Below are 12,838 nucleotides of genomic sequence, written 5' to 3'. Positions count from 1 at the left end.
CCGGTCGCCCCGGCGCTCGCCTCCCGTGCCCCCGCGCGAGTGAACACCGATAAGACCCTCACGCGCCGAGTCGGACGTATGCGCCAATTCATCGTCATCGGCCACGACGCGCCGACGACGTCCGACTTCTCGCTCGACGACATCGCGGGCGGGGCCGGCCGACTCGACGTGCTCTGTCGCTGTGTCAACTCCGCGTTCTTCCTCTCGCACGACATCCGCGAGGACGTTCGCGTCCACCTCGTCCTCGGCGACGAGTACACCGTCCGCTTCGAGGGGTCGGAACTCCGCCGCCTCAACCCCGACGAGCGCTCCACCGCCGCCCTGATTCGCAAGGCGCTCGAAAAGCGCGAGGAAGCCATCGGCCACATGCCCGCCGAGTCGTCGCCGGGGGTCTCCATCCGCCGGATGGGCTTCGAGACGACGCTGGAGGAGGCCGCCCGCAACGCGACCGTGGTCGAACTCCACGAGGACGGCGACCCCGTCGTTCAGGTCGATCCCCCCGAGAACCCGCTTTTCGTCCTCTCGGACCACCACGACTTCACCGACGAGGAAGCCGAGTCGCTGGCGGCCGCCGCCGACGAGCGGGTCCGCCTCGGCCCGGAGATTCTCCACGCCGACCACTCGATCACGGTCGCGCACAACTACCTCGACACCGCGGGGTATTCGCGGTACTGAGACGGGGTCGGCGGTGTGTCACGCCGTCTGACGGTGGCCCGTAATCACAACTGTTAAACGCGACGGTGGCTTGCCTCAAAATGCGGGCCGGTGGGGTAGCTTGGTATCCTTCGGCCTTCGGGTGGCCGTAACCTCAGTTCGAATCTGAGCCGGCCCATTTCTACCCCTATTCTACGACCGCGAGCGACTGTTCTGTCGCTCGCACTCCGAATGCGGTTGTCTGGGCGACTGAAGATTCGAACGCCCGAGCGACAGCGAGGGAAGTTCGAATCGGAGTCGAGACACCGAAACGCTTCGATGAGTTAGCCAGAGCTAACTCATTTGATGGGGACCGACGCACCGCTGAGGCGACGAACGAGACGGCCAGTCACGCTCGTGACCCCGCCGTCGCCCGAGAACCGAAGCAATTATCAATTTTAGGTGGGCCTAAAAACTATGGAGCACGACGAGACGCCACGGACGGGACTGACGCGGCGCGACTACGTGAAATACGGCGGCGCGGCCGTCGGCGGCGGCCTGCTCGCCGGCTGTACCGGGGGAAGTGATTCGGCGTCGACGGCAGACGCCGACACCGAGTCGGCGGCGAAGACCGCGACCGAGGCGACCACCGACACGGAGACCGAGACGCCCGCGGACGCGTCGTACTCGGTGACGATGTCGCCGGTCGGCACCGTCGAGTTCGACGAGCCGCCGCAGAGCATCTTCACGCGGCTTTCCCACCACGCGGGGATGGCGTTCGCGCTCGGCCGCGGCGACGACGTGAACGCGGTCAACGGGCCGGCGTACTACGACGCGACGTGGAAGCAGTTCACGGCGCGGCTCCCCGGCGTCGAGGTGAACTGGGCTGACCTGTACCCCTCGTGGGAGACGAGCAAGGAGAAGCTCTACGAACTCGACAGCGACGTGCATCTGGCCGACCCCGCGTCGGTCGTCCAACTCGAACAGTGGGACATGGGCGACGTCGAGGAGGTCGCCGAGAACGTCTCGCCGTGGTTCGGGAACTCGCTGAGCGCCCGTCATTCGTCGCCGACGGACGAGTGGACCGGCGACTACGAGTACTACACGCTGTGGGAGCAGTTCGAGAAGGTCGCGCAGGTGCTCAGAGAGGAGGAACGCTACGAGGCGCTTGCGGCCGTCCGCGACGACGTGCTCGCCGAAATCGAGGCGGGGCTCCCGCCGGAAGACGAGCGCCCGAGCGTCGCGTTGCTCACCGCGTCCGACATCGAGAAGCAGGTGTGGGCGTACACGGTCGGCAACCCCGGCTTCATGACCTCGCACATCCGGCCGCTCGAACCGCACGACGCGTTCGAGGGCTCCATCGAGTCCGGGTCGACCGTCGACTTCGAGGCGCTGTTGGAGGCCGACCCCGACGTGGTCCTCTTCCTGAGCGGGATGCAACCGAGCGTCAGCATGAACGACCTCCGGGCGACGCTCGAAGCCGACCCCGTCGCCGCGGAGATTTCGGCGGTCCAGAACGGGCGCGTCTACCCGCAGGGCGCGCGCTATCAGGGGCCGATTCTCAACCTCTTCCAGCTTGAGATGAGCGCCAAGCAGTTCCATCCCGAGGCGTTCGGCGAGTGGCCGACCTCGGACGGGGGTCCGTACCCCGAAATCCCGGGAGACGAACAGCTGTTCGACCGCCAGCGCGTCGCCGACATCGTCACCGGCGACTTCTGAGCGGCGGTCGCCCACGCCGCACCGACGGCCCCGCCAACCGGCCCCGCATTCTCCGTCGCCGGACGACACAAGAGATTTGTCCCGTCCTCGACTCCACCAGATAGACAGATGACGGACCGACCCGCGTTCGACCGACGGGCGTTCCTCGCCGCGCTCGGGAGCGCCGGCGTCGGGTCGCTCGCCGGCTGTTCGGCCCTCGGCGGCGACTCGACCGAAACCACCAACACCGCCGCCCCGACCGAGCGCGTCGACGACGACGTCGCCCGCGACCTCGCGGCGCGGTTCGCGCCGACGCTCTACTTCGACGCCGACGAGACGTGGTTCCCGACGGACCCGCGGTCGTACGCGAGCGACCGAGACGGCGAGACGGTCGTCGACGGCTTCGACGCGCTGGACGGCTACCACGCGACTCAGCGGGAGACCGGCGAGCGAGCGCCGGAGCCGACGGTGTTCTACAACGTGGTCGGCTACGAGGGCTCGTCGCTGACGGCCGTGCAGTACTGGTTTTACTCGGTGTTCGACCAGTTCACCACGAACTTCCACTGGCACGACTGGGAGGTCCTGCACGTCTTCGTCGACACGGCGGGCGACGAGCCGGTCCCCCAGCTGTACGTCGCGAGTTCGCACGCGCGGTCGGTGCCGAACAACGAGTTCCTCGACCCGGACCCCGCCCGCCCGCCCCGGGTGCTGTCGGAACTCGGGTCGCACTCCAGCGCGCTGTCGCTCAACGACCGCGCCGACCGGTTCCAGCGGCTCCCGACGGGCGGGACGTTCGCGGACATCACCAACCGGGCGTTCGACCGCATCGAGGACGCCGCGGAGATACCCATCGCCTACGGACTCCCGCGAGACGAGGGCGCGCGCCTGCCCTACGTCGTCCCGGAACTCGACGGCGCGCCGGTGTACGAAGACGAGCGGCTCCCGTCGGTCACCCGTGAGTCCCTCGTCAGCGAGGCGCTCACGGTGCGGTCGTTCGACGCGCTGTCGTCGCCGCCGACGGACCTCCCGGCGCGGTCGACGGGGCTGGTGTTCGGGCCCGAGACGGCCGCCGACCGCGACGCCGACGCTGAAGCCGATGCTGACGCCGACGCAGATATCGAGTACGCGCTCGCCCCCGCGGGCGGAGTCGAGCACATTACTGAGTTCACCGGGCCGCAACTGAGCTTCGAGTTCTCGGTCCCGGGCTTCGTCGAGGACGCGATTGCGAGCCATCTCACGACGACGAGCGCGCCGTGGAGTCAGCCGCGCTACGCCGACCCCGCGGCCGACATCTCCGACCCGACCCACCGGAGCGCCCTCGCCGAGCGGTACGACGTCGTCGACGGGCCGTCGGCGCTCAACACGCTTTTCGTTCGGGTGACGGAGGCCGTCACCGACGCGGACGCGCCGGACGGCGAGGGCGTGACGACCCGCGAGTCGGGCGTCGAGTCCGTGCTCCTCTTGGAGAGCGACCCCGAGGCCGCGCCGACGTTCGGCGGTTTCGGCGTCCTCCGGGACGTGCCCGCGGGCGACCACCGACTCACGGTCAACGGCGCAGGGTCGGCACCGCACAGCGAGACGGTTCGGGTCGGGGACGCGGGGTCCGGTTCGGCGTCCGCGACGGAGACCGAATCATCAGCCGACGACGGCGACGGCGGCGACGAAACGCTCGTCACGGCCGGGGTGGACGGCGAAGTCCCGCTCGTCGCGCGGGAGTCGGCGACGAAAGTCGAGGTCGACGCCGACGGAACCGACCGCGACCTGACGGCGCTCGCGCTCGAAGACGACTTCGCCGGCCGACTGTACGACGCGCCGCTGTCCGGGCCGGACGCCGTCTACGTCCACCGCGGCGGCGCGTACACCGTCGAGGTCCGCGACAGCGACGACGAACTCGGCGCGTTCCGCGTGAACCCCGACCCGGACACGGGCGCCGCGGGCGACGACGCGGATTCTGACTCCGACTCGGACACCGACACCGGCCCCGCGCCCGCGTCGATTCCGAGCGTCCGCATTGACGAGCCGCGGACCGGGAAGGCGTCGCTCGCGACGTTCCTCGCGGATATCTCCGCGGAGACGGCCGCGGCAGTCGCGGCCGTCGATGATGACTCGGACGGTTCAGACGACTCGGACGACTCGGCGGCCGCGGGCACGCCGAACGACTCGACGGAAACCGCGACGGGCGGCGGGCAGGCCAACGCGGTTCGCGGGCTGGCGCAGGCGACCGCGGACGGGCGGACGAGAGTCTCGACACCGTCGCCTCGCGGCTCGAACGCGTGGCCGAACGGCTGGCCGAGGCTCGCGGGGAGCTTCCGGGGTCGCTCTCGCGGGCGACCGACCGGCGACTCGAACAGGCGCGGCGACGCTCCGAGCAGGCCCGCGCGGCCGACGCGCTCTGAGCGGTGAGTCGATAGTTCGCGTTGCCGACCGGCCGCGAACGCGTCGCTCGCCGGTCGAATATACGCAAAATGTGAGTTATCGTTCTGCCGCGAAACGCGGCGTACTAAATTAGTTTAAAGGCGCGTGAGGTTCGTCGCGCGGGGGCCCTTGGGGGCCTGCTCGATGTCGAACTCCACATCCGTGCCTTCTTCGAGGTCCGGGCCGCCGATGTCTTCCATGTGGAAGAACACGTCGTCGTCAGCATCGTCCGTCGAAATGAAACCGTAGCCGCCAGTGTCGTTGAAGAAATCAACGTTTCCTTTCGCCATTGCTTTTGAACACACACGCCCTTTACGGATAAGACTTGTGCGGGTCGTGTTGTCACGGGGGTTATTTTATTGAATCCGTTTCCGAATCATCGGAATTTGTAGACAAATGTTCTGGTACGTCGGTTCTCTCGGAGCTCGCCTAGCGGTTCGTCGGTGATTCCGGGATTAGCTGTAGCATCGACAGTTCTGCTTTCGGGGGCGCCCGAGCGCGGCCGACGAGGTTTTACGCGTGGCCGGACGGTCTCCGACACCGTGGATGCTAACGACGTTCGTCGGAAGTGGGCAGACCGGTCGGGAGAGTTCTCGCCGGAGTACTACGCGTACTACGGGTCGAACGAGACGAGCGAGTCGATTCGACGGGTGTTCGAGGAGCGTCTCGACCTCTCGGCGTCGATTCTGGAACTCGGTTGCGGCCCCGGCCGACACCTCTCGCACCTCCGCGAACACGGCTTCGAGAACCTCCACGGCGTCGACATCAACCCCGACTGCTTCGAGGTGATGGCCGACGCCTACCCCGACCTCGCCGACTGCGGGACGTTCCACGCCGACGCGATCGAGACGGTCGTCGACGAGTTCGAACCCCGCCAGTTCGACGCCGTCTACTCCGTCGAGACGCTCCAGCACGTCCACCCCGACGACGCGTGGGTGTTCGAGGCGCTCGCCCGGAGCGCGGGGAGCTACGTCGTCACCGTCGAAAACGAGGGCGACCGGTCGGTCCCGCCCGAGGACCGCGGCGTCAACGACGAGGAGTACGACTTCCCGCTGTACTACCGCGACTGGGCGGCCGTGTTCACGCAGTTCGGCTTCGAGCAGGTCGCCTGCGAGCACGGCGACCGCGACACTCGCCGCGTGTTCCGGCGGGCCGACTGAGGCCGCGAGCGCGGCCGCCGCCCCGTTTTCACCTCAGAAGCCGCCGTAGCGGAGATACACCATGTCGGCGATGAGGACGAGTTGAAACGCTCCCTGCACGCCGCCGAGCATGGCGTTCTGTTTTCCGATGGCCGAGATGACGCCAGGGTCCGGGTCGTCGGAGGTCATCTCGAAGTACATCCGTATCTCGCCGGGCATCAGGAAGCCGAAGCCCTGCACCGAGAGGACGGTGACGACCGCCAGCGCGACGACGATGGCCGGAGTCGTCATCTGGAAGTCGCCGATGGTGGTCGCGACCCACGCGAGGGACCCGACGGTGGCGACGGCGAAGACGACCTGCCAGCGCCGGTCGCGCCACGCGTTCAGTCGGCGACCGAGCAAGAGGAGCGTCGGAATCAGGTTCGCGGCGGTGAACAGCGCGAGCCACGGTTCGGCGTGGGGAAACACCCCGAGTCGCTGGGCGAGCGTGATGCCGCCCGCGATGGTGACGAGCGCCATCGACGGGAGGAAAAACGCGGTCTTCGGCGTGAGGCGCTCGAACACCGCGGCGCTCTGTTCGTCGGTCAGCCCGCCGATGACCGGCCCGAGAATCGCCCCCATGAACAGGTCGGTGCCCGTCCACAGCAGGCCCGCCATGACGTGGACGAACGTGTGTTGCTGGAGCGAACCGACCGTGACCGCGTACCCCAACGCGACTACGGAAACCGCGACGATACCGCCCGCAAAGGCCGGGTTCGCCCGCCGTGCCATGCCCCCGATTGTCCCACCAATCGTTGCCCTGTGTTGACTCATCACATTCGAGACGTATACTATCGGTGATAAAACCGGCGACGGACGCACTTATCCCCCCTTCCCCCCACCTTCCGACCATGACTGACGCCCTCTCGTTCGATATCACGAGCGTCGACGACGTCGCGGCCAACCGCGACGAGGTCGTCGCCGCGGTCGAGGCCCACGCAGGGACCATCGCGCGCGAACTCGCCATCCTCCAGGGCGGCGACTACGGCCAAGAGACGTTCAAGACGCGCCGCGGGACGTGGACGCTCAAGTACGAGGCGGGCGCGCTCCAGTACCTCCGGTTCAAGGGGAAGTCGGGCGGCGAGACGTACGTCGTCTCGACCAAACAGCCGCCGGAGCCGAAGGCGCTGGCGACGGCGATGCAGGACTACCCGGCGTTCGTGGAGGCGTACAACGACCACGTCGAGTCGCTCGACGGCGTCCTCGACGACGTGCCGACGGCGTTCCCCGCGGTGACGACGACCGAGGAAATCGTCGCCCAGCGGGACCAACTCGTCTCGACCATCCGCGAGGTGGCCGACACCATGGCCGGCGAACTCAACCGCTTCGACGGCGAGTACGGCACCTTCACCCAGCGGGTCGGCGGCACGCGCTGGGAGCTGAAGTGGGACGGCCCGCGGGCGTCGTACCTCCGCGTCGGCGGCGAGGGAGGTATCTACCTGCTGTCGCAGTACGAACCCCCCGCCGCACCCGACGTGCGCGAACTCGCCGGCGACTTCGCCGCGTTCGTGGAGGCGTACAACGACTACGTCGAGGACCTCGAAGCCGACCTCGCGACGGTCTCGTTCGACGACGCGGGGTAGCGGGGCACCGCGACGCTTTTGGAAACGCCGCCGGCACGTACCGCCATGAGCGACGACGACCTCGCGTGGGAGACCACCGACACGCGCATCGACTACTCGTGTCCCGGCTTCGACATCCGGATGGACGACGTTCGGCTCCCCGACGGGACCGAGACGGACTTCCACTACGTCGACGAACCCGCGGCGGTCGTCGTCCTCCCCTTCACGCCCGACGGCGACGTGGTCGTCATCGACGAGTGGCGACAGGCGGTCGGCCGGACGAACCGCGGGCTCCCCGCCGGCGGCACCGAACCTGACGACGACGACTACGCCGCGGCCGCCCGGCGCGAACTCGCGGAAGAGACCGGCCACGAGGCCGAGACGGTCGGGCCGCTCGTGACCGTCGAGCCGACCAACGGCATCGCCAACTCGGTCCACCACTACTTCGTCGCGCGCGGGTGCGAGCCGAGCGCCGACCAGAACCTCGACTTCAACGAGAGCATCCGCCCGACGACGGTCGGCTACGACGACCTCAAGCGAGCCGTCCTCGCGGGCGAGGTCCGCGACGCGCGGACGGTCCTCGGCGTGCTCTACTACGAACTCGCCGGCGAGTAGCGCACCCGGTCACTCGCGCACCCCGCGTTCGCCCCTCGAACCCCGTTCCGAGGCGAGAAGGATTTTGACGCCGGCGCTCTAAGTGGTCGCCTGTGTCTACTACGACGCGTCTCCCCGACCTCGCTCGGTCCTTCCTCGCAGCTATCGCCCTCGGCGGCGGCGGTCTCGTCGTCGGCACGATACTCGTCTTTATCACGCAGTTCGCGGCGGCGAGCGCGGGCGTCGAACTGACGCCCCTCGCGCTCGTCGTCACGTCGCTCATCCTCCTGCAGGGTATCGCCTTCGGCGGCGTCGCCCTCATCTACAGCCGGTACCGCGGCCTCGACCGCTCGTACTTCGGCGTCTCGGTCCCGTCGCTCCGCGACATCGTCGCGGTCGTCCTCGGCTACGTGACCGCGCTCGCCGCGGCGTTCGTCGGCGCGTTTCTCGTCTCGACGTTCGGCGTCCAAGCGGGGTCGAACCAGGTGACCGAAATCGCCGCGCAGGACCCCGAGGTGCTGTTGCTCCTCGTCCCGGCGTCGTTCCTCCTCATCGGCCCCGGCGAGGAACTGCTGTTCCGCGGGGTCGTCCAGAACCGCATCCGCGAGTCGTTCGGGCCGGTTCCGGGCATCGCCCTCGCCAGCGCCATCTTCGCCGCGATCCACTACGTCGCGCTCACCGGCGGCGCGGGCGGCCGCCTCGTCACCATCGGCATCCTGTTCCTCCCGAGCGTCGTCTTCGGCACGGCGTACGAACTGACCGACAACATCGCCGTCCCGGCGCTCATTCACGGCGCGTACAACGCGACGCTGTTCTCGCTGGCGTACCTCGTGTTCAAGCTCACCGAGATGAACCCCGGCGGGGTTCCGTCCGGTCTGCTGTTCTGAACCGTCGCCGATACCAGCCTTTTTCCTTCGCTATCCCCTCCGTCAGATGTGTTCTTCTCCACACTCGTGTCGGCCGTCCAGGGGCTCGTTCCGGCGGCCGTCACGGTGGATATGCTCGTCGTCTTCGCGCTCATCCTCCTCTCTCTCGTCTTGTTCGCCACCGAATGGCTCCCCATCGACGTGACCGCCATCGTCGTGATGGTCCTCCTGATGGTGTTGGAGCCGTGGACGCAAATCACCCCGCAGGAGGGGCTCTCGGGCTTCGCCAGTCCCGCGACCATCACCGTGTTGGCGATGCTCATCTTGAGCACTGGCGTCAACCGAACCGGAATCGTCCAACACATCGGACGAAAGATGGCCGAGTACGCCGGCAACAGCCAAACGAAGCAGCTCGCCGCGACGATTAGCGTCACCGGCCCGGTGTCGGGATTCATCAACAACACGCCGGTCGTGGCCATCCTCGTTCCGGTCGTCGCGGACCTCGCGCACAAGGGCAAGACCTCGCCGTCGAAGCTCCTCATGCCGCTTTCGTTCGCCTCGATGCTCGGCGGCACCCTGACGGTCATCGGGACCTCGACGAACATCCTCGCCAGCGACATCGCGGCCCAACTCGGACGGGAGTCGCCGGGCCTCGGCCTCCACGCCTTCGGCATGTTCGAGTTCACCAAGCTCGGCGTCATCGTCTTCGTGGTCGGCGCGGTCTACCTCATGACGGTCGGCGTCCGCCTGCTCCCGAAGCGGGTGCCCGCCGAGGACGACCTCCTCGAGGAGTACGCGCTCCAGGAGTACCTCGCCGACGTGGTCGTCCCCGCGGACTCGTCGCTCATCGGCCAGACCGTTCAGGAGGCCCTCGGGAACGACGACCTCGACATCGACGTGTTACAGCTCATCCGCTACGGCGAGCAGTTCCTCGAACCGCTGGCTCGCAAGGAGATTCACGAGAACGACACGCTCCGCCTCCGCACGAACCGGGAGACGCTCGAACGAATCATGCGCTCGGAAGGGCTCACGTTCGTCGGCGGCCCCCGCTCCGAGAGCGACCTCCACCCGGGCGAAGCAGAGCCGGTCATGGTCGAGGTCGTCATCCCCTCGGGCTCGTTTCTCGTCGGCGAGAGCCTCGCCAGTTCGACGTTCCGACAGCGCTACGACGCGAACGTGCTCGCCTTCCGGACCCGCGGGAAGGTCGTCCGCGACCGGTTCGAGGACATCGACATCCGCGTCGGCGACACGTTACTCGTGCAGGCCCCGCCCGACAGCCTCACGCGCCTCGTCCAAAACGAGGACTTCATCGTCGCCCACGAGTTCGAGGACGCCGACTACCGAACCGAGAAGACGCCGTTCGCCGTCGCCATCATCGCCGGGGTCGTCGCGCTCCCGGCGTTCAACGTCCTGCCCATCGTCGTCTCGGCGCTCGGCGGCGTCGTCGCCATGATTCTCACCGGCGTCCTCAAGCCGAACGAACTGTACAAATCGGTCGAGTGGAACGTCATCTTCCTGCTGGCGGGCGTCATCCCGCTGGGCGTCGCGCTCCAGCAGACGGGTGCCGCGGCGCTCCTCGGTGACGCCGTCGCCTCGACCGCGACGTTCCTCCCCGCAATCGGCGTCCTGTGGGTGTTCTACCTCGCGACCGGGTTGCTCACGAGCGTCATCTCGAACAACGCGAGCGTCGTGCTCATGATTCCGGTCGCCGCCAGCGCCGCCCAATCAATCGGGGCCAACGCGTTCGCGTTCGTCCTCGCCGTGACGTTCGCGGCCTCGACGGCCTTCATGACCCCCGTCGGCTACCAGACGAACCTGTTCGTCTACGGCCCCGGCGGCTACACGTTCTCGGACTTCCTCCGCGTCGGCGCGCCCTTGCAGTTGCTCCTGTCGGTCGTCACCGTGGCCGGCATCGCCTTCTTCTGGGGCGTCGGCGCGTAGGGCGCGTAGGCGCGTCACCCTCGTTGTGCGAGTCGGCGGAAAAACGTTCGTCGGGGTCGCTCGCCGGCGCGGTCGCCGGTCGTCGGTCAGTTCGGTCGGTCGTCGCCGGCCCCGTCGGCCCGCATCGCTCGGTTGGGGGTTGACGCCGCGGGCGTCGCCGTTTCGCGGCCCGGCGTGCCGCCCATCGCACGCCCGGATTCGAACTGCGAGACGAGCGACTTGAGCTGTTGTGCGCGTTCCGAGAGCGACGAGGACGACGCCGCAATCTGCTGGGTCGCGGCGGTCTGTTCCTCGGCGGCGGCCGAGACGTTCTGCGCCTCGGACGCCGTCTGGTCGCTGAGGTTCGTTATCTCGTCCATCATCGTGACGACCTCCTGGGTCGACTGCGCCTGCTCGTCGGTGGCGCTGCTGATAGACTGGATGGAGTCGTTGCTGTCCTCGATTTTGTGGACGATCTCTTCGAGCACGTCGACCGTCTCGCCGACGGTCTCGCGGCTGGATTCGACCTCGGATTGCGTCTCGAAGGTGTCCTCGGCGACGTTCTCGGTCGACTGCTCGATGTCGCGGATGAGCGAGTCGACCTCCTGGGTCGCCTCGGCGGTCTCTTCGGCGAGCGTCTTCACCTCGCTGGCGACGACGGCGAACCCCTCGCCGGCGTCGCCCGCGCCCGCCGCCTCGATGGACGCGTTGAGCGCGAGGATGCTCGTCTTCTCGGCGATGTCGTCGATGAGGTCGACGACCTCGCTGATCTGGGTGACCGACTGCTGGAGGTCTTCGACCTCGTTTACGGTCTCGGTCGACCGCGACTCCAACTGCTCCATCTTCTCGATGGTCGAACCGGCGGCCTCCTGGCTCTCCTTGGCGCGTCCGACGGTCTGTTGGGACTGCCGCGCAATCTCCTCGGAGGAGGAGGCGATCTCCTCGATGGTCGCAGAGAGGTTGCTCAGTTCGGACTCCGCGGCGTTGAGGTTCCGGTGTTGGGTCTCGTTGCCCGCCGAAATCTCCTCGATGCTGTTGGCCACGTCGGTGCTCGTCGTCTTCACGGCGTCCGCGCTCGCGGTGACCTCGGAGCTCTCGTCGTCGACCTGCTCGGCGAACGTCTGTATCTGGACGATGACCGAGTCGATGGCCTCTAACATCTCGTTGAAGCCCCGTCCGATGCGGCGCATCGCGTCGTTGTCGCTCTCGGCGTCGACGCGGACGGTGAGGTCGCCGTCGGCGGCCGTCTGCATCGCGTCGCCGTAGCTCTCGGCCTGCCGTTCGAGGTCCGTCGTGAGCGCGTCGAGTTCGCGCCGCCGTTCGTCGGCGTCGTCGACGAGTTCCTTCATGTCCGCGACGATGGCGAGCGTCGCGGTGCCGCCGATAGCGAAGACGGCGACCGTGGCGGTCATGAGCGGCGAGGTCACGAGGTTGAATATCTCGGTGTATAAGCCGAGCTTTTCCATCGTGAGGCTGACCATCCACAGAATCGCCAGCACGGAGGCGAACGCGTACGTCAGCCAGAACGACGCTTCCGCGTCGGTGTCGCGGTAGTTGAGCCACGCCAGCACCGCCGCGCCGATGAACCCGATGGTCCCGATAGCGTCGAACAGCGCGTCGATTATCACGCGGCGTCACCGTCCTTGATGACGTTTTTCCGGCGCAGGTACGCCGCCGCGAAGAACGTGACCCCCGCGAGGCCGATACCGAACGCGTGCTCGACGAAGTTGAGCACCGACCCGAGGAACAGCGCCTCGACGTTCGTCGCGACCATCCCGACCACGAGCAGGACGTACCCCACGGCGAACAGTTTGGTCTCCTCTCTGTACTGCGTGATAACCGGTATGAGCCCGACGAGCGCGACGGCGAGCGCGGTTACTTCGAGCGGTGATAAGTCGGCTAACATCTACCTTCTCGGTTGAGCCAATCTCTTTGTAAACTGTTCGTCCAAAAAATCACGTTTGATATTCCT

General features: G+C 67.5%; 11 protein-coding genes, 1 tRNA gene and 1 pseudogene. 9 read left to right on the top strand and 4 right to left on the bottom strand.

Annotated elements, in window-relative coordinates; translation table 11 throughout:
* Nucleotides 1–78 precede the first annotated feature (78 nt).
* The 4 genes and pseudogenes from trmY to BN996_RS01325 all read left to right on the top strand — a co-directional run bounded on the left by trmY (nt 79) and on the right by BN996_RS01325 (nt 4,727).
* Nucleotides 79–675 carry a tRNA (pseudouridine(54)-N(1))-methyltransferase TrmY gene (gene trmY / locus BN996_RS01340; protein ID WP_089776834.1) on the top strand — a complete coding sequence of 199 codons (597 nt, stop codon included), beginning with the start codon at nt 79–81 and terminating at the stop codon, nt 673–675.
* An 84-nt stretch (nt 676–759) separates the two neighbouring features.
* A tRNA-Pro gene (locus BN996_RS01335) sits at nt 760–832 on the top strand.
* 278 nt (nt 833–1,110) lie between these two features.
* Nucleotides 1,111–2,352, top strand: coding sequence for an ABC transporter substrate-binding protein (locus BN996_RS01330; RefSeq protein WP_089776833.1), 1,242 nt, complete (start codon nt 1,111–1,113; stop codon nt 2,350–2,352).
* 108 nt (nt 2,353–2,460) lie between these two features.
* Nucleotides 2,461–4,727, top strand: a pseudogene (locus tag BN996_RS01325) (hypothetical protein).
* A 114-nt stretch (nt 4,728–4,841) separates the two neighbouring features.
* Here the strand turns inward: BN996_RS01325 and BN996_RS01320 are convergent.
* A complete protein-coding gene (locus BN996_RS01320; protein WP_004041873.1) occupies nt 4,842–5,036 on the bottom strand; it encodes a cold-shock protein in 195 nt (64 codons plus the stop codon).
* A 252-nt stretch (nt 5,037–5,288) separates the two neighbouring features.
* Between BN996_RS01320 and BN996_RS01315 the strand changes: the two genes are divergently transcribed.
* A complete protein-coding gene (locus BN996_RS01315; protein WP_089776832.1) occupies nt 5,289–5,906 on the top strand; it encodes a class I SAM-dependent methyltransferase in 618 nt (205 codons plus the stop codon).
* 33 nt (nt 5,907–5,939) lie between these two features.
* On the opposite strand, the gene BN996_RS01310 is transcribed toward BN996_RS01315, so the two are convergent.
* Nucleotides 5,940–6,656: a hypothetical protein gene (locus BN996_RS01310; RefSeq protein WP_089776831.1), complete on the bottom strand. Its 717-nt coding sequence runs from the start codon at nt 6,654–6,656 to the stop codon at nt 5,940–5,942.
* 119 nt (nt 6,657–6,775) lie between these two features.
* Between BN996_RS01310 and BN996_RS01305 the strand changes: the two genes are divergently transcribed.
* The 4 genes from BN996_RS01305 (at nt 6,776) to BN996_RS01290 (ending at nt 10,887) form a co-directional block, all read left to right on the top strand.
* Nucleotides 6,776–7,507 (top strand): profilin-fold protein, encoded by a 732-nt coding sequence (locus BN996_RS01305; RefSeq protein WP_089776830.1) that lies wholly within the window; start codon nt 6,776–6,778, stop codon nt 7,505–7,507.
* A gap of 45 nt (nt 7,508–7,552) precedes the next feature.
* On the top strand, nt 7,553–8,101 hold the full coding sequence (locus BN996_RS01300; RefSeq protein ID WP_089776829.1) for an NUDIX domain-containing protein: 549 nt from the start codon (nt 7,553–7,555) through the stop codon (nt 8,099–8,101).
* A 92-nt stretch (nt 8,102–8,193) separates the two neighbouring features.
* Entirely contained in the window at nt 8,194–8,967 is a 774-nt protein-coding gene (locus BN996_RS01295) for a CPBP family intramembrane glutamic endopeptidase (protein ID WP_042662638.1), read from the top strand.
* Nucleotides 8,968–9,015: 48 nt separating this feature from the next.
* Nucleotides 9,016–10,887: an SLC13 family permease gene (locus BN996_RS01290; protein ID WP_139043088.1), complete on the top strand. Its 1,872-nt coding sequence runs from the start codon at nt 9,016–9,018 to the stop codon at nt 10,885–10,887.
* Nucleotides 10,888–10,973: 86 nt separating this feature from the next.
* On the opposite strand, the gene BN996_RS01285 is transcribed toward BN996_RS01290, so the two are convergent.
* Nucleotides 10,974–12,494 carry a methyl-accepting chemotaxis protein gene (locus tag BN996_RS01285; RefSeq protein ID WP_089776828.1) on the bottom strand — a complete coding sequence of 507 codons (1,521 nt, stop codon included), beginning with the start codon at nt 12,492–12,494 and terminating at the stop codon, nt 10,974–10,976.
* Nucleotides 12,491–12,772: a hypothetical protein gene (locus BN996_RS01280; RefSeq protein ID WP_089776827.1), complete on the bottom strand. Its 282-nt coding sequence runs from the start codon at nt 12,770–12,772 to the stop codon at nt 12,491–12,493. Before BN996_RS01280 ends, BN996_RS01285 begins: the two co-directional genes overlap by 4 nt.
* Between the last annotated feature and the right edge of the window lie 66 nt (nt 12,773–12,838).

Source organism: Haloferax massiliensis (assembly GCF_001368915.1).
In the GTDB taxonomy this organism is placed as follows: Archaea; Halobacteriota; Halobacteria; order Halobacteriales; family Haloferacaceae; genus Haloferax; species Haloferax massiliensis.
Note: the sequence above shows the minus strand (reverse complement) of the source record. Positions and strands in the feature narration are given on the sequence as shown.

Excerpts from the sequence above, each read along its gene's own strand:
- BN996_RS01300 (WP_089776829.1), top strand. The coding sequence starts at position 7,553 with ATGAGCGACGACGACCTCGCGTGGGAGACCACCGACACGCGCATCGAC.
- BN996_RS01305 (WP_089776830.1), top strand. The coding sequence starts at position 6,776 with ATGACTGACGCCCTCTCGTTCGATATCACGAGCGTCGACGACGTCGCG.
- trmY (WP_089776834.1), top strand. The coding sequence starts at position 79 with ATGCGCCAATTCATCGTCATCGGCCACGACGCGCCGACGACGTCCGAC.
- BN996_RS01330 (WP_089776833.1), top strand. The coding sequence starts at position 1,111 with ATGGAGCACGACGAGACGCCACGGACGGGACTGACGCGGCGCGACTAC.
- BN996_RS01280 (WP_089776827.1), bottom strand. The coding sequence starts at position 12,772 with ATGTTAGCCGACTTATCACCGCTCGAAGTAACCGCGCTCGCCGTCGCG.
- BN996_RS01320 (WP_004041873.1), bottom strand. The coding sequence starts at position 5,036 with ATGGCGAAAGGAAACGTTGATTTCTTCAACGACACTGGCGGCTACGGT.
- BN996_RS01310 (WP_089776831.1), bottom strand. The coding sequence starts at position 6,656 with ATGGCACGGCGGGCGAACCCGGCCTTTGCGGGCGGTATCGTCGCGGTT.